The following is a 15,249-nucleotide window of genomic DNA, read 5'->3' on the forward strand; positions in this document are numbered from 1 at the left end:
CTATGGTTGTGCCGTCTTTTCGTGTTCGGGGGTCGCTGCGTCGCGCTGATCGAGCTGCAAATGGCTGATATCTGGAATCATCACCGGCTCAGGCTGCTGTTCGCAATCGGCCAGACTCCAATCTGAGCCGCCGACCAAACTCAAATAGCTGAGATCGAGATTCGGCATCTGAACGGCGGGCGGTGTTTCGAGACGTTCAAAACCGCCCTCGGCGGTGAGCGGCGGTGTGGGAGGGGGTTGAGTCGGAGTTGCAGTCGGAGCGGGACTGACGGGGGGCGGTTCGGTGGCCGTGAGTGGACGCAGGGTTACGACCGCGCCCGCATCCTCAAACACGCGCTGATAGCGAGCCGCAGTTGCCGCATCAGCCTCGCGTTTGACGGTCATCGGCTTGCCGCTAAACAACCGCTCAACGCCTGCTGCATCCAATTTGAACGCCGCCCCCAACCGCTCGCGGGCGCGGCTAGGATCGGCATCTGGCCGGAGCGTGCCGTCGAACAGAATGTCGAATCGTGCCTCGGTCATCGCACACCCGTCGTTAGCTCAATAATGAAGTAACGCGGATTGTACAACGTCAGCGGCAGCCTGTTTTGTAACAGGAATTGCTCCCAGCGCCGGACAGGCACACCGCTGGAAGCTAAAACAGCTACTTCACCAACGGTTTAGCCAACGAGAACGCGCCGCGAATCTGCCCGAGCGCATAGCCGCGAGCCTGATCGTCGGGATAATGCTCGGTCAGTGCCTGCGCGACTGGCTCAGTAATCGCGCTGCCGTGGCACGCCAGACAGACATCTTTAGTCGGTGCCGCTTTCATCAAGCGGAATGTGTCTCCCGCGTCGCTCTTCACCGTCTCCGCCCGCACCAGCGTCTCGACCGGTTTTCCGGCAGCTAACCGTTGCTCAAAATCCTTGAGCACCGCTGTTTCCCATTCATCCGGCGTCCCGAGTTCCACATTGCGCGGCTTCAGGCTCACGCGCCCAATTTCCCAGCCGCTCGCTGCGCTCAATTCAGCAGCGATTTCCGGAGCGCGTTGCTCACACACCCCAATCGCCTCGACCGGGCCGCCGCGCTCAATCGCCGCCTTGAGTTCAGTTTGTAATGTTGATGAGAATTTTTGCATCAAGCCTTTCGCTTCTTCGATCAGCGGATCATCCGCTGACGCCTGAACCTGCGGCAGACCCATGAGCAGCGCCAAACTTGCAGCAGTCACAATGATAGAGGGGGTAATGGATTTCATGCGGATTCGTCCTCGTCCTATTTGGATAACATGATGGTCAAGCGGTCAATCAGCCTAAAGTGTGCCAACAATCGACAGGCGTGTCGTTGATGAATTTCGGTCAATTTGAAATAGATTGAGTCATTTGACTCACATCAAGTCGCAGACAGCGACCCTGTGACATGCTCGCCCGCATCGACCCATCCCGTTCAACCACATGCAAGCGAGTCTGCCATGAGTATGTTCTGTTTTCAGTGCGAAGAAGCGTCCAAAGGGTTTGGTTGCACGACAAAAGGCGTCTGCGGCAAACATTCCACAACCGCGCAATTACAAGACCTGCTGGTGTATTTACTCAAGGGTTTAGCCATTGTCGCTGATGAAGCCATCCAGCAGGGCCAACCAGATACGAGTGTTGGGCGTTTTATTGCTGAAGCACTTTTTATGACCATCACCAACGCCAATTTTGATGATGCGCGTTTAGAGGCAAAAATTCAGGCGATTATTGCCCGCCGCGATGCGCTCAAAACCGCGCTTAATTATTCGAGCAATCTAGATGCAGTGAATTGGAGTGGTACACCCGATCAATACAACGCTAAAGCTGTAATAGTCGGCGTGCTGTCACAGATGAATGAAGATGTGCGCTCACTGCATGAATTATTAGTCTACGGTCTCAAAGGTATGGCTGCCTATGTCGATCATGCAGCAATTTTGGGATTTGAAAAAACCGAAATTAACACGTTTATAATCACGGGATTAGCGGCCAGCTTGACCGAATCTGATCTACAAACTCTGATTGGCTGGGTATTAAAATGCGGTGAATTTGGCGTCACCGCAATGGCACTGCTCGACGAAGCCAATACTTCAACCTACGGCAATCCTGAGATCACGACCGTGAATCTCGGCGTGCGCACGAACCCAGGTATTCTCATTTCTGGGCACGATCTAAAAGACATCGAAGAGCTACTCCAGCAAACCGCAGGCACGGGTATTGATGTCTACACCCACAGCGAAATGCTGCCCGCACATTATTATCCAGCGTTCAAAAAATATTCGCACTTTGTCGGAAATTACGGAAATGCGTGGTGGGAACAGGATAAAGATTTTGCGTCCTTTAATGGCCCAATTCTGATGACCACTAATTGTATTACGCCGGTCAAAGATGCTTACCGCGACCGCATTTTTACTACCGGACAAGCGGGTTGGCCGGGTGCGTTGCATATCGCTGATCGGCCTCAAGGCGGTACGAAAGATTTCTCACCGTTGATTGAACGGGCTAAAACTTGTGCCCCGCCGATTGAACTCGAACAGAGGCATATCGTCGGTGGCTTTGCGCATGCGCAGGTGATGGCGCTGGCCGATCAAGTACTTGACGCGGTGAAATCTGGCGCAATTAAACGCTTTATTGTCATGGGCGGTTGCGATGGGCGTCATAAACAGCGGTCGTATTACACCGATGTTGCGAAAGCCCTACCTAAAGAAGCCGTGATTTTGACCGCTGGCTGTGCCAAATATCGCTATAACAAACTGGATCTTGGCGATATTAACGGCATTCCACGACTGCTCGACGCCGGACAATGCAATGACTCTTATTCACTGGCTTATATCGCGCTCAAGCTGAAAGAAATCTTTGGTGTCAAAGATATTAACGAATTGCCGATTTCGTATGACATTGCTTGGTACGAACAAAAGGCGATTATTGTGCTGCTGGCACTGCTGTATTTGGGCGTGAAGCATATTCGGCTCGGGCCAACGCTGCCCGCATTCCTATCACCGAATGTGGCAAAAGTGCTAATTGAACAATTCGATATTAAGCCGATTGGCGAAGTCGAAGCGGATGTGCGGGCGATGATGGCGGCGGCGTAATGTTCTAGCGTTTAGCATTCAGCCGATATAGCAATCCCCACCTTAAGAGGTGGGGTGTATTACGTCACAAATTTTTTGTGAAAATGCGTATAACAATCACTCATGATACCCAAGCATCGAAAGTGCAGATTCATCGCTCGACCAGCTTTTTTTAACTTTAACCCAGACTTCTAAATGCACTGGACAAGCAAACAGCTTTTGCATTTCTAATCGCGCTTGGGTTGCAACAGCTTTGAGCGCCTCACCATGTTTGCCAATGATAATGCCTTTTTGTCCTGGACGCTCAACCCAAATTAGCGCGTGAATAATATAGCGCCCCTCGATAACTTCAAAGCGTTCAATTTCAACCGTTGTGCAATAGGGTAATTCTTCGCCATAACGCTGCGTCAACTGCTCGCGAACTAATTCAGCGGCAAAGAATCGCTCAGAACGGTCGGTCAACTGATCCTCGGGAAAGATCGGCTCACCTTCGGGTAGTGCTTCAATAATTCGCTGTTCGAGTGTCTCAACTTGACTCCCTTTCGTTGCTGAAATTGGAATCACCTGCCGAAACGCATACCGTTCACCAAGCTGTTGCAAATATGGAAGCAGGCTTGTTTTATCGGCGACTCGGTCGATTTTATTGACCACCGCAATGACTGGCACTTGTGCAGTAGCCAGCGCATCGAGCGCAGTTGCATCTTCTGTTGTCCAGCGTCCAGCTTCAACAATAAACAGTGCTAGATCAGTTTCAGCAATTGCTGAACGTGCCGCACGATTCAGATAACGATTCAACGCACTCCCGCCACGTTCATGAATACCAGGTGTATCAACAAATAGCATTTGACCATCTGGTCGCGTTTTGATACCGAGAATTGCGTGACGTGTGGTTTGCGCTTTATGCGAGGTAATAGCCAGTTTTTGTCCGATCAGGCGATTTAATAGCGTTGATTTGCCGACATTCGGTCGCCCAATAATAGCAACAGTGCCGCAGCGACTGAGGGCGGGTTGATCCGATTCAATAGGATTCAATTCAACCATACTGAATGTGCTCCAGCATTAAAGCGGCGGCAGCCTGTTCCGCACGGCGGCGGCTGGTTCCGGTGGCGCGGGTCGTCACATCGGCATCCTGAAGTTGACAGCTCACAGTAAAAGTTTGATCGTGTTGGTCGCCATCAATTGATAGCACTAAATAATCCGGCAATGGCCGTTTATAGGATTGCAAACATTCTTGTAACCGGGTTTTTGGATCTTTTCCAGCACGTTCGGCGTCAGTTTGTTCGAGCCGTGCCGCAAATAGGGTCAGCACGACAGTTCGCGCCTGCTCAAATCCAGCATCAAAATACACCGCGCCGAGGACGGCTTCTAATCCATCCGCTAAAATTGAATCCCGCGCATGACCACCGGTACGCAATTCACCAGCGCCAAGCCGTAATGCCTCGCCAAGTTTTAAATCACGTGCGAGTCGTGCCAGCGATTCGCGCTTGACTAGCGAAGCACGCATTCGACTCAGCGTCCCTTCATCAGCTTTTGGAAAACGCTTCCAGAGCGCCTCGGCAATTACAAAGCCAATCAGCGCATCACCGAGAAATTCGAGTCGCTCATTATTCGCTGCACCAACACTGCGATGAGTGAGCGCCTGAATCAGCAATTCTTGATGATTAAACCGATGCCCAAGTGCTTGAGCAAGGCGCTGTACAGTATTCACTCGGAGCCGACTTCGACTTGATAACTAAATGATACGATGGCATCAATATTAAAGAATAGATGCACGCGCTGTTCGTAAGCCAATAACAATTTGAATTGACGATCAGTCATACGCTCAATTTGAAAATCACTCCCTTTAACAGTTTCAACTGAATTAACATCAAGTCGTTTTTCAACTGATGTTACGATTGCACGGCCACCGCCATCTTTTTTTACATCATAAGTCGTAGCGGTGTCTTCCATGATAGATTTGACTGTCCAAAAATTCATATAAAGTGGCCCGATCTTTAACAGAATCGTGCCAAAAAATGCGACTAAACCAATAATCGCGATCACTGAGGAAAAGCCAATGCCGCGTTGCCGTGCAGCGAAAGAAGAATGTGTTGTGGACATCTGTTATCAACCTCGCGGTTATTTGATTCCGTCCCAGAGACGCGACCACGCAATTGGAAAGCCCTCGCGTGCGCCATCCCAGTGCATCCAGATTGCAAACGCTTTACCAACTAGGTTTGCATCTGGCACAAATCCCCAGCAGCGGCTGTCATTGCTATTGTCACGGTTATCACCCATGACGAAATACCGCCCCTCGGGTACTGTGACTGGCCCGCTGGCCAGTGCCTGACAATTAAATGGCAAATCCGGCGCAGTTGGGCGCGTTAAAATGCCGTGTTCTGCCGCGCCGAGTTGTTCTAATGCTTCATGAGCACCAGTCATTTCACGGCCTGAGCCAACACCCGTGTAAGAACCGATGGGTAATTGATTTATTGGCTCGCCATTGACAAAAATGGTTTTATTCCGATAGCCGATGATATCGCCTGGCACGCCAACCACGCGCTTGATAAAATCTGTCCGCATATCAAGCGGAAATTTAAAAACAACGACATCTCCGCGCTGCGGTGAGCCAACCTCTAAGAATTTCAGATTCACTACCGGCAGTCGTAAGCCATAGGAGAATTTATTGACTAGAATAAAATCGCCGGTCAAAAGGGTCGGCATCATCGAATTAGATGGAATCCGGAACGGCTCAACTAAAAAAGAGCGCAGAATCAAAACCGCAAAGATCACCGGAAAAAATGAGCGGGCATATTCAACAATCAGCGGCTCTTTTGTGATCGCTGCTGCACGTCGCCGCCGCGCAAACACCAGCACATCAAGCAGCCAGATACCGCCGGTTAAAAATGATGCTAGGACGAGAAACGCCGGAAAGTCGAATGTCATATTAATATTAATCTTTGCCGCTTTGGAGTACAGCTAAAAAGGCTTCCTGCGGAATATCGACTTTGCCGACTTGTTTCATCCGCTTTTTGCCTTCTTTCTGTTTTTCTAAGAGCTTGCGTTTGCGCGTGGCGTCACCACCATAGCATTTAGCGGTGACATTTTTCCGCAAGGCTTTGACTGTTGAACGCGCAATAATTTTGGAGCCAATCGCTGCCTGAATCGCCACTTCAAACATTTGACGCGGAATTAAGTCTTTCATGCGCTCCGTGACATCGCGCCCGCGATTTTGTGACAGTAAGCGATGGACTATCGATGATAGTGAATCGACTTTATCGCCATTAATGAGCACATCGAGTTTGACTAAATCTGATGGCTGGAAGCGTTTAAACTCGTATTCAAACGATGCAAAACCGCGACTGCATGATTTAAGTCGGTCGAAGAAATCGAGCACGACTTCACTCATCGGCAATTCATAGGAAACCTGCACCTGACCGCCGAGATATTGAATATTTTTTTGCACACCACGCTTTTCAATGCACAGGTTAATCACGGCACCGAGATAATCTTGCGGGGTGAGAATATGCGCTTCGATAATTGGCTCGCGAATTTCGCGGATGTGCGAGGGATCGGGCAAATCGGCGGGATTATCAATGCGCACGGTTTCGCCATCGGCGCGGAGCACTTCATACACAACCGTCGGCGCGGTGGTGATTAAATCAAGATCATATTCGCGCTCTAGTCGCTCTTGAATAATCTCCATGTGCAGCATCCCGAGAAAGCCGCAGCGGAAACCAAAGCCGAGTGCTTGCGATACTTCTGGTTCATAATGCAGCGCGGCATCATTGAGGCGCAATTTACCGAGTGCTTCGCGTAAATCTTCGTAATCATCCGAGATGACGGTATAGAGTCCGGCAAAAACACGCGGGCGCATTTCTTTAAAGCCGGGTAATTTTTCGCCCGGGCGATCTGGCAGCGTAATCGTATCGCCAACCGGAGCGCCGTCGATTTCTTTAATACCGGCGATCATATAGCCGACTTCACCGGCACGTAAAACAGCGCGTTCGGTCTTTTTCGGCGTAAAGACACCGACATTATCGACCTGATGCGTGCGTCCGGTTGAAATCATCAATACTTTGTCGCGGCGGCGAATTTCGCCGTTCATCACCCGCACCAGCGAGACGACGCCGACATAGGGATCAAACCACGAATCGATGATGAGTGCTTGTAACGGTGCGGCGACATCGCCTTGCGGCGGCGGGATGCGAGCGACCAGGGCTTCGAGCAAATCGGGGATGCCGAGACCGGTTTTGGCGCTCACATGCAGGGCATCATGGGCTTCGAGGCCAATGATTTCCTCGATTTCTTTGATGACGCGCTCGGGTTCAGCGGAAGGCAGGTCGATCTTATTTAAGACCGGCAGCACTTCTAATCCTTGCTCGATGGCGGTGTAGCAGTTGGCAACGCTTTGTGCTTCAACGCCCTGCGCGGCATCGACAACCAGCAATGCGCCCTCGCAGGCGGCGAGCGAACGCGAGACTTCATAAGAAAAATCGACATGCCCAGGCGTGTCGATAAAGTTGAGCTGATAGGTCTCGCCGTTGCGGGCCTGATAGTTCAGCGTGACACTTTGGGCCTTGATGGTGATGCCGCGCTCGCGCTCCAGATCCATCGAGTCCAGTACCTGACTGGACATTTCGCGTTCGCTCAACGCGCCGCTGATCTGGATGAAGCGATCAGCGATGGTCGATTTGCCGTGGTCGATGTGCGCGATGATCGAGAAATTGCGAATGTGGCTAAGGTCGGTCATCGAAAAACCAGAGTGAGAATCCAGATGGAAGGGCGGAGACGCGCCCAGCACGCAGAAGCGATGCGAGGCGGCACAGTGCGCACCATGATACCAGAGTGCAGCGGCGTGCGCGTGGCAGGCGGACGCCGGTTTATACTGCACTGTTTTGACGCAGCCGGGGCGCGGTTTTGCAGCGCACCGGCCCACACTGACGAGGCATGACACAATGGAAATCGACATCATCGCGCAACGCATTCGCGCCGGGCTACCGGGCGCTGAGGTTCAGGTCAGCGGCGACGGCGAACATTTTGAGGCACTGGTCATCAGCGAGGCGTTTGAGGGCGTGTCGCTGTTGAAACGTGAACGGCTGGTGATGGAGACGGTAAAAGCAGAGGTGGCTAGTGGGGCGCTGCACGCACTGTCTATCAAGGCGCGAACGCCAGCCCAGCAACAGGCAGCACTGGGCTGACGCCGACGCGATTCGTTAGTCCACAGCTCGCAGATAGACGAGCGGCGTGCCGGTGGCATCGAGCAAGATTAACTGTTCGGCATCGCGCCGATACTGCCGCACCCGTCCGAGCAGCGCGAGATAGGCGGCGGCCTGTTCAGCGCGTCCGTCGGTCTCGGTGCAGCTTGGGCGCGTGCTGGCAAGCGGGCCGAACTGGAGCGCCGTGCCGTTACGTATAAAACCGCTGAGATACGGATTACAGCCATCGGAGCCGTTGATCTGACCACGCGCATCAAAGCGCAGATCAAGCTGCGTCTCCGGTAGCGGCACACTCAGCACACCCTGCGCATCCAAATAGCGATCAAGCTGCCAGCGCCGACCATCCAGCCCATCAGCTTCGCTCGCCGCCCCAACCCGTGAAAAACCCAGCACGCCCGCGCCGGTCGCGTCGATCAGTTCAAGCCGATCTGGGGTGTAGCGGTAGCCGGTCACATTTTGCAAGGCGCTGAGAATCGCCGCCTCCTGCTGCATCACCGCCTCGGGGCACATCATGCGCGTGATCGCCAACTCAGAGCCGAGCTGCAACGCGAGATTATTGAGCGTGTAGCGTCCACGCAGTCGATTACAGCCGCTGCTGCCGGAAAATTCACCCTCAGCAAAGCGAAACAGCAGCGGCGGTGCCGGAGCAAGCACCGCTTTTGGCCCAGTCGCGCTGCGATAGACGGTCAGCCGCCAATCAATTTCCATAAACGGCGGAGGGCTGGGTACCGGCTCCGGCTCAATGGCATCGGCAGACAGCGGTGCTGCTGGCTCAGGTGGGAGCGATTGGGCCTGAAGCGGGCCGACAGTAAGTAACATCCAGCCGAGCATCAGGAACGCACGTAGAGTGTTAAACATGGTGAATCATTATTTACGGGGACTTGACATTGACGGCAATTAGACAGGATAGACAGAATTTCACAGAATTAACAGGATATTGAATCCTGTTTATCGTGATAAATCCGGTTAATCCTGTCTATTGAGTGACGATTTACACGTCAGTGGCTTTATTCTTCCTTTAATCCGAGTGCGATCTGATCAGTGAGCGGACGGACAAGATACTCAAAAAAGGTACGCTCGCCGGTTTTAATCATAACATCGGCAGGCATTCCGGGCAGCAGCGTTAGCCCGCGCAAGGTTTCCATACCCGCTACAGTCACCTGAATCCGTGCTAAATAATAGGGTAAACCGCTTGCTTGATCGGTTAAACGGTCGGCTGAGATTGTCAGCACGACCCCGGAAACAGTTGGTGTTGTGCGTGAATTAAACGCTGAAAAACGAATATAAGCTTCCAATCCAGGAGCAACGCGGTCAATATCACCTGGATCAATCTGTGCTTCAACAATCAAGGGTTCGTTTTCTGGAATAATATCCAAAATTGGATCTCCAGCACGCAGTACACCGCCGATTGTATGAATTTGCATACCCATCACTGCCCCACGGCGTGGAGCGCGAATTTCAGTTCGCTCTAAGGTCTTTTCGAGTGTGCGAATACGCTCACGCAAATCAAACAATTCAGTTTGTACCTTGCTTAATTGCTCAACGACTTCACTAGTAAAACGCCGCTGCACCTGAACAATTTGGAGCTTAGTTTCGCCAATTTGCACCCGAGTTGCTGCAATTGAAGATTGGTGTTCCGCGTGCTCACCTTCTAATTCAGCTTCCAAGCGTTCCGATTCTCGCAACCGATTTTTATCGCCTAAACCTCTTTCGAATAACTTGTGAAGTCCAGCAATTTCCTCACGATAGAGCTTAATGCGCCGCGTTTTACTTGCTGATAATGCCTCCAGCCCGCGAATTTGTTCTTCTAATTGACCAACGCGCTGCTGTAGCACATCGATTTCCCCATTTAAAGCTTGGCGACGTGCTTGAAAAACACGCTGCTGACCTGTGACCGTCTCTTCCATGCGCGGATCGTCTTTCAGCTCAAGCAAATCCGTTGGAAACGTCACAGATGTGTCATTATTACGTTCAGCAAGTAAACGCGCTTCTTCAGCGCGTTTAGCCAAAAATTGACCGCGCACAATCTCCAATTGTGCCCGTGCTTCAGTATCATCAAGGCGCACCAGCACACTGCCTTCATCAACATGATCGCCTTCACGTACCAAAATTTCACTGACGATACCGCCTTCGAGATGCTGAACGGTTTTACGTGAAGTTTCTACTGTAACAACACCAGGCGCAACGGCAGCACTATCAATAGGCGCAAAGGTTGCCCACAGCAAAAATCCACCTAATCCGCCCAATAGAATCAATAGTCCTAGCGCACGCTCAGGCCGATCTGTTGTACGGAGATCTGGCACTTCTGGCAGCGTAGAAACAGTTTTAGGAATGACTGAAATATCCAATGAGGCTTGCCTCTATAATGAAAATGAATAGCATCAGGATTACGCACTCAAGCACTCGCTTCAGCCACAGGTTTATCTGTACGACTTACAATAGCCGGACGCGCAAATTGCGCTAATACTTGATCGCGTGGCCCAAATAAATGCAAGATGCCATCGCGTAGCACTAAAATCTTGTCAACGCTTTTGAGCACATTCGGGCGATGTGTGATTAAAAAGACAGTTGAATTCATCGCTTTGAGGTGCGCGATAGCCTGTACTAACGCGGCTTCGCCTTCATCATCGAGATTAGAATTTGGCTCATCAAGCACCACCAGCACAGGCTGACCATAGAGCGCACGGGCTAATCCAATTCGCTGCCGCTGCCCGCCGGAGAGCACCGTGCCGCCGACACCAACTGGCGTGTCGTAACCCTTCGGTAATCGCAAAATCATATCGTGAACACCAGCGCGCCGAGCGGCTTCTACGACTTGTTCGGCATCGACTATGCCAAAACGGGCGATATTTTCACTGACCGTGCCTTCAAACAATTCAATATCCTGCGGTAAATAGCCGATATATGGCCCTAATTCATCGCGATTCCAGCGACCAATTTCAGCGCCATCTAAACGTACCGATCCAGCGGCTGTTGGCCAAATACCAAGCATGACACGCGCTAAAGTAGATTTACCAGCAGCACTCGGCCCAACGACGCCAATCACTTCTCCGGGCGCGACATCAAAATTAATACGCTTGAGCACGGCACTATTCGAGCCAGGTGGCGCAGCAACGACCTCTTCAAATGTCATTCGACCAACTGGATCTGGCAATCGCATATTGAGCGGACGCGCTGGAACAGTTTGTAATAATCCATGCAAACGACCATAAGATGTACGCGCAGACAGGAATCCTTTCCATGTTCCGATCAGCATATCAATTGGAGCGAGGGCGCGTCCCATCAAAATTGAGCCGGCAATCATAACGCCAGGAGTCGTAATATTTTGAATAGCTAGATACGCGCCAACACCGATGGCTAAAGATTGCAGCATCATGCGTAAAATCTTACTAATATTTGTCAGCACGCCAGCTCGGTCGCTTGCTAAGGCTTGAAGTTGTAACACTTCAACATGCCGCGCTAACCAACGTTGTCGTACCTGAGGCAACATTCCCATCGCGTCTAATGCTTCGGAATTGCGCAGATTGCCTTGTAAAAAATTATTGTTAGCAACTGCGAGCGTGTTAGCTTTAGCAAGTGGCTTTCTAGTTGTGAGTTCATTAGCAATTGCTAAACACACTAAAATCAAAGCACCACCGACTGCTATCCAGCCAAGCAATGGATGCATAATAAATAAGACAGCCAAATAAACTGGTGCCCAAGGCGCATCAAAAAATCCAAATACTCCGTGACCAGTTAAAAACTGACGTAAAGAATTTAGATCTTGGATTGGCTGGCTACTGGTTTGACCAAATCCGCGCAGATTGGCATCAAACATGGCTGCAAACAAACGGGTATTGAGCGCCATATCTAAACGGGCACCAACGCGCACTAAAATGCGCGAACGCACCATTTCCAGTCCGCCCATAATGAGCAAGAGTCCAAGTAATAGCAACGTGAGCACTAATAAGGTCATTTCGCTGCGACTGGCAAGCACGCGGTCATAGACCTGAAGCATGTAAAGCGCCGGGGCCAGCAAAAGCAAATTGATGAAGGCACTAAATAGCCCGACAAAGATAAATGAGTTGCGGCTGGCGTGTAAGACAGCGCGTAATTCATCAGGTGGATGCGGATGTTTAATCACGTTAAAAAATACCAAGTTGGTCAGGGAGCAGAAGCTGAGGAGCACTCCCTAATGCCAGGGTGCGTTAGATGCCACAGCGGATAGCTATGACAGGATTATCTAGTCAACGATCATACCAAACCTAGCAACTCAGCGCAGAATAGGCCCGACCATCGGCGGGCCACCATAAACTAACGGGTGCCGCGCTGTTGGCGTGTTGCGTATTTGATGCAGAAAGGGATTCATCGTGGGCGCACGCCAACCAAATTGCGCACCGGACGCCGTGAGCGCACCTGAATCGGTTCCTGACCGACCACGCCCGCGAACCAAAAACCGCTCGATGTGCCGCCGTCGAGATTGAGCGCCCGCTCCACCGGCCAGGGCGCGAGTGCTTCGGGCGTGGTCAACACCTCAGCTAATTCCGCCAGCGTTAGCCCATCGCGGGTGACGCCTAACACCCAATGTCGCCGCCAATCGGTTACAACAAAGGTGCGCCGACTGACATCATTTGTAGACAAGCCGCGTACAGGCTGCTGGCGTTCGACCAAATATGGGCCAGCTTGTAGCAGCGCTGTAATGCCAGCGCGTAGCCGAAACGTATTGCGGCGCTCTAAATGGATACCGCGTGTATCGCTATAGAGCACGCCGCTCAAAAGCTTAACCGTTTCGAAGCGGTGTACCTGCTGCCCCGCCGCAATCATCAACCCAAGCGGCTGACCATCAGCATGAAAAAAGCCACCGTTGACCGCTGCCAGCAATCCTGCCGCCTGTGCCTGTTGGGGCCAGATTGAACTTGAGGCCAAATCTGCTCCCAAATCAAGCACTTCCAGTTGATAACGGCGCGAATCAAACAGCGCCAGATGCGCCCGAATTGTACGTCCCGTCGTCGATTCCAATGTGCGTTTGCGATGACTCAGCGGCGCATCGACGGGCGGCCAAGCTGCGCCGGACACGACACGCCATTCAGCGTGGCTACTTCCAGACGCAAGAAGCGCCAGCAGCAGGGCACACAGACGCATAGCGTGCGCACTCCAATCAAATCGTGTTAAGCGTTGCATCATCCCCGACCCAATTTACACAACCGCAAAGCTGCTGGCCGCTAACCGCTCCAAAACTACACCTTAAAATGCCCCACCAAATCCTGTAACTCAGCGGCCAGCCGCGCCAGTTGCTCAGAGGCTTCTGTGGTTTGCAGCGCAATCTGCGCATTGCCCTCAGCGGCATCTGAAATGCGCGTCACGTTACGATTCATCTCCTCTGCCACAGCACTTTGCTCCTCGGCGGCGCTCGCCACCATCGTGTTGACATCGGTGAGTGTCGTCACGGCTGTAGTAATCGCATCAAGCGACTGTTCCGCATCTAGCGCCCGCGTGCGGCTATCATCGGCATGTTTGCGACTGTCCTCCATCACCGACACCGCTCGCCGACTGGCCTGCTGCAATCGCTCGATCATCGCCTGAATTTCCTGAGTCGAGGTCTGGGTGCGATTAGCCAGCGACCGCACCTCATCGGCGACCACCGCAAACCCGCGCCCGGCCTCGCCAGCCCGCGCCGCCTCAATCGCCGCATTGAGCGCCAGCAGATTAGTCTGCTCGGCGACACCGCGAATCACGTCGAGAATCTTGCCGATTTCCTGACTATCCTGCCCCAGATCGCGCACCACTTCAGACGCTTTCTGGATCTCCTGCGCCAGTTGCTCAATGCGCGTCATCGTACCGTAAACAACCGCTTTACCGGCGCTGGCGGCTTCCTGCGCTTGGCCGGTAGTATCCGCGCCGTGTTGCGCACTGCGGGCGACCTCTTGGGCGGTGGCACTCATCTCATTCATTGCCGAGGCCAATTGATCGACTTCATGGCGCTGCTGGGCAATCCCTAAATTCGTCTGCTCGGTTGCATTGGCGAGATTATGTGCCGATTGCGCAAGCTGGGCGGTGGATTGCAAAATCCGCGCAATTAAATCGCGGAAATTATCCATCATTGCATTAAAGGCTAAACTTGCTTGACCGATTTCATCCTGACCATGAATCGGCAAGCGGCGATTTAAATCGCCATCCCCTTTAGCAATACCATTGAGTCCCAGGGTCATCTGTTTTAAAGGACGGGTAACAAAGACTTTGCTGAAGAAATACAAAAACAGCAACACCGGCAAACTCAAGATTGCAGCTAATGAAAAAATCTTAATCGCAAAAATATCGACGGATCGATTCACCTCTTCCAAATTAATTTTCATACTCACCGCGCCGAGTACACCATCACGCGGAGCAAGTGCATGACAACTGGTGCAGTTTTTGCCAAGATAATTTTCACGCGCAAACGCGGCGGTCACGGCTCGCAGTGTTTGCCCATCTTCCGACAGTTCCTGATAGGGTTCACCGGTCGCTAATACGCGGCGCTCGATCTCATCACGCGGTTGTTCCGTACCCGTGCCTGGGCCGAATTGTTTGATCACATTTTCGCCACGCAACACCCGCAGATCATCGACATTTTTTAATTCGACAATCTGGTCAAGAAATGCCGCCCGCTGATTGATGGTGCCGGTAATCATCATGGTGGTTAAACCAGCCAGCGTCATTTCATGTAGGGTACTGGTAAAATCGGCCGCTTGATCAATCGCGGTTTGGCGCTGTTCATGTCCTGCCCAGAGAATTAACCCGCTCCAAGCGGGCAGCAGGATCAGCCACATTGCCCCGACTAGGCGTGCCCAGATCGGTAGATCATTGATTCGTCGCATCGGCATTCTCACTTACATTACACTTCATCTCAGGGATGTTCGGTTGTTGCATTCGGCGCGGCCAGACGCTGGTATGATCCCCGCTTGGACGCCGACTGTTGGGCGCGGCGGCTGGCATCGCTGCTGACCTCAGCTTGAACATAACGCATCGTCCTAGTAAACG

At 52.1% G+C, this 15,249-nt stretch carries 15 protein-coding genes; 2 read left to right on the plus strand and 13 right to left on the minus strand.

The annotated features are described in order from the left end of the window. Positions 1–522: a hypothetical protein gene (locus tag BLW10_RS05055; protein WP_091332745.1), complete on the minus strand. Its 522-nt coding sequence runs from the start codon at positions 520–522 to the stop codon at positions 1–3. Between the two features lie 121 nt (positions 523–643). Further along, a complete protein-coding gene (locus BLW10_RS05060) occupies positions 644–1,234 on the minus strand; it encodes a Tll0287-like domain-containing protein (protein ID WP_091332747.1) in 591 nt (196 codons plus the stop codon). 213 nt (positions 1,235–1,447) lie between these two features. On the opposite strand from BLW10_RS05060, the gene hcp reads away from it, so the two are divergent. Next, entirely contained in the window at positions 1,448–3,076 is a 1,629-nt protein-coding gene (gene hcp / locus BLW10_RS05065) for a hydroxylamine reductase (RefSeq protein WP_091332749.1), read from the plus strand. A gap of 96 nt (positions 3,077–3,172) precedes the next feature. Here the strand turns inward: hcp and era are convergent, their stop codons facing one another. The 5 genes from era to lepA are packed head-to-tail and all read right to left on the minus strand — an operon-like array spanning position 3,173 to position 7,787. Next, positions 3,173–4,096: a GTPase Era gene (gene era, locus BLW10_RS05070; protein ID WP_091332752.1), complete on the minus strand. Its 924-nt coding sequence runs from the start codon at positions 4,094–4,096 to the stop codon at positions 3,173–3,175. After that, positions 4,089–4,763, minus strand: coding sequence for a ribonuclease III (rnc, locus tag BLW10_RS05075; RefSeq protein WP_091332753.1), 675 nt, complete (start codon positions 4,761–4,763; stop codon positions 4,089–4,091). The genes era and rnc overlap by 8 nt, the downstream gene beginning before the upstream one ends. Then, positions 4,760–5,155 carry a DUF4845 domain-containing protein gene (locus BLW10_RS05080; protein ID WP_091332755.1) on the minus strand — a complete coding sequence of 132 codons (396 nt, stop codon included), beginning with the start codon at positions 5,153–5,155 and terminating at the stop codon, positions 4,760–4,762. Before BLW10_RS05080 ends, rnc begins: the two co-directional genes overlap by 4 nt. 18 nt (positions 5,156–5,173) lie before the next feature. Next, complete coding sequence (lepB, locus tag BLW10_RS05085; protein WP_091332757.1) at positions 5,174–5,980, minus strand: signal peptidase I; 807 nt, start codon at positions 5,978–5,980, stop codon at positions 5,174–5,176. 7 nt (positions 5,981–5,987) lie between these two features. Next, positions 5,988–7,787, minus strand: a complete 1,800-nt coding sequence (lepA, locus tag BLW10_RS05090; RefSeq protein WP_091332758.1) for a translation elongation factor 4 — start codon at positions 7,785–7,787, stop codon at positions 5,988–5,990. Positions 7,788–7,992: 205 nt separating this feature from the next. On the opposite strand from lepA, the gene BLW10_RS05095 reads away from it, so the two are divergent. Then, positions 7,993–8,235: a BolA family protein gene (locus tag BLW10_RS05095; protein ID WP_091332760.1), complete on the plus strand. Its 243-nt coding sequence runs from the start codon at positions 7,993–7,995 to the stop codon at positions 8,233–8,235. 15 nt (positions 8,236–8,250) lie between these two features. On the opposite strand, the gene BLW10_RS05100 is transcribed toward BLW10_RS05095, so the two are convergent. The 6 genes from BLW10_RS05100 to BLW10_RS13940 all read right to left on the minus strand — a co-directional run bounded on the left by BLW10_RS05100 (position 8,251) and on the right by BLW10_RS13940 (position 15,228). Then, positions 8,251–9,111 carry an META domain-containing protein gene (locus BLW10_RS05100; RefSeq protein WP_091332761.1) on the minus strand — a complete coding sequence of 287 codons (861 nt, stop codon included), beginning with the start codon at positions 9,109–9,111 and terminating at the stop codon, positions 8,251–8,253. 149 nt (positions 9,112–9,260) lie between these two features. After that, positions 9,261–10,601: an HlyD family type I secretion periplasmic adaptor subunit gene (locus BLW10_RS05105; RefSeq protein ID WP_091332763.1), complete on the minus strand. Its 1,341-nt coding sequence runs from the start codon at positions 10,599–10,601 to the stop codon at positions 9,261–9,263. 47 nt (positions 10,602–10,648) lie between these two features. Then, positions 10,649–12,376 (minus strand): type I secretion system permease/ATPase, encoded by a 1,728-nt coding sequence (locus BLW10_RS05110; protein ID WP_091332765.1) that lies wholly within the window; start codon positions 12,374–12,376, stop codon positions 10,649–10,651. Positions 12,377–12,597: 221 nt separating this feature from the next. Continuing rightward, a complete protein-coding gene (locus BLW10_RS05115; RefSeq protein ID WP_245709101.1) occupies positions 12,598–13,374 on the minus strand; it encodes a phosphodiester glycosidase family protein in 777 nt (258 codons plus the stop codon). Positions 13,375–13,469: 95 nt separating this feature from the next. Further along, positions 13,470–15,086 carry a methyl-accepting chemotaxis protein gene (locus BLW10_RS05120; RefSeq protein WP_091332814.1) on the minus strand — a complete coding sequence of 539 codons (1,617 nt, stop codon included), beginning with the start codon at positions 15,084–15,086 and terminating at the stop codon, positions 13,470–13,472. Further along, on the minus strand, positions 15,070–15,228 hold the full coding sequence (locus BLW10_RS13940) for a hypothetical protein (protein ID WP_177168989.1): 159 nt from the start codon (positions 15,226–15,228) through the stop codon (positions 15,070–15,072). The genes BLW10_RS05120 and BLW10_RS13940 overlap by 17 nt, the downstream gene beginning before the upstream one ends. Positions 15,229–15,249 lie beyond the last annotated feature (21 nt).

The sequence above is a fragment of the Allochromatium warmingii genome (assembly GCF_900107145.1).
Classification (GTDB): Bacteria; Pseudomonadota; Gammaproteobacteria; order Chromatiales; family Chromatiaceae; genus Thermochromatium; species Thermochromatium warmingii.

Coding starts and splice junctions, on each gene's coding strand:
- BLW10_RS05100 (WP_091332761.1), bottom strand. CDS start 9,111: ATGTTTAACACTCTACGTGCGTTCCTGATGCTCGGCTGGATGTTACTT.
- hcp (WP_091332749.1), top strand. CDS start 1,448: ATGAGTATGTTCTGTTTTCAGTGCGAAGAAGCGTCCAAAGGGTTTGGT.
- BLW10_RS05060 (WP_091332747.1), bottom strand. CDS start 1,234: ATGAAATCCATTACCCCCTCTATCATTGTGACTGCTGCAAGTTTGGCG.
- BLW10_RS05080 (WP_091332755.1), bottom strand. CDS start 5,155: ATGTCCACAACACATTCTTCTTTCGCTGCACGGCAACGCGGCATTGGC.
- BLW10_RS05115 (WP_245709101.1), bottom strand. CDS start 13,374: ATGCGTCTGTGTGCCCTGCTGCTGGCGCTTCTTGCGTCTGGAAGTAGC.
- era (WP_091332752.1), bottom strand. CDS start 4,096: ATGGTTGAATTGAATCCTATTGAATCGGATCAACCCGCCCTCAGTCGC.
- lepA (WP_091332758.1), bottom strand. CDS start 7,787: ATGACCGACCTTAGCCACATTCGCAATTTCTCGATCATCGCGCACATC.
- BLW10_RS05095 (WP_091332760.1), top strand. CDS start 7,993: ATGGAAATCGACATCATCGCGCAACGCATTCGCGCCGGGCTACCGGGC.
- lepB (WP_091332757.1), bottom strand. CDS start 5,980: ATGACATTCGACTTTCCGGCGTTTCTCGTCCTAGCATCATTTTTAACC.
- BLW10_RS13940 (WP_177168989.1), bottom strand. CDS start 15,228: ATGTTCAAGCTGAGGTCAGCAGCGATGCCAGCCGCCGCGCCCAACAGT.
- BLW10_RS05120 (WP_091332814.1), bottom strand. CDS start 15,086: ATGCGACGAATCAATGATCTACCGATCTGGGCACGCCTAGTCGGGGCA.
- BLW10_RS05055 (WP_091332745.1), bottom strand. CDS start 522: ATGACCGAGGCACGATTCGACATTCTGTTCGACGGCACGCTCCGGCCA.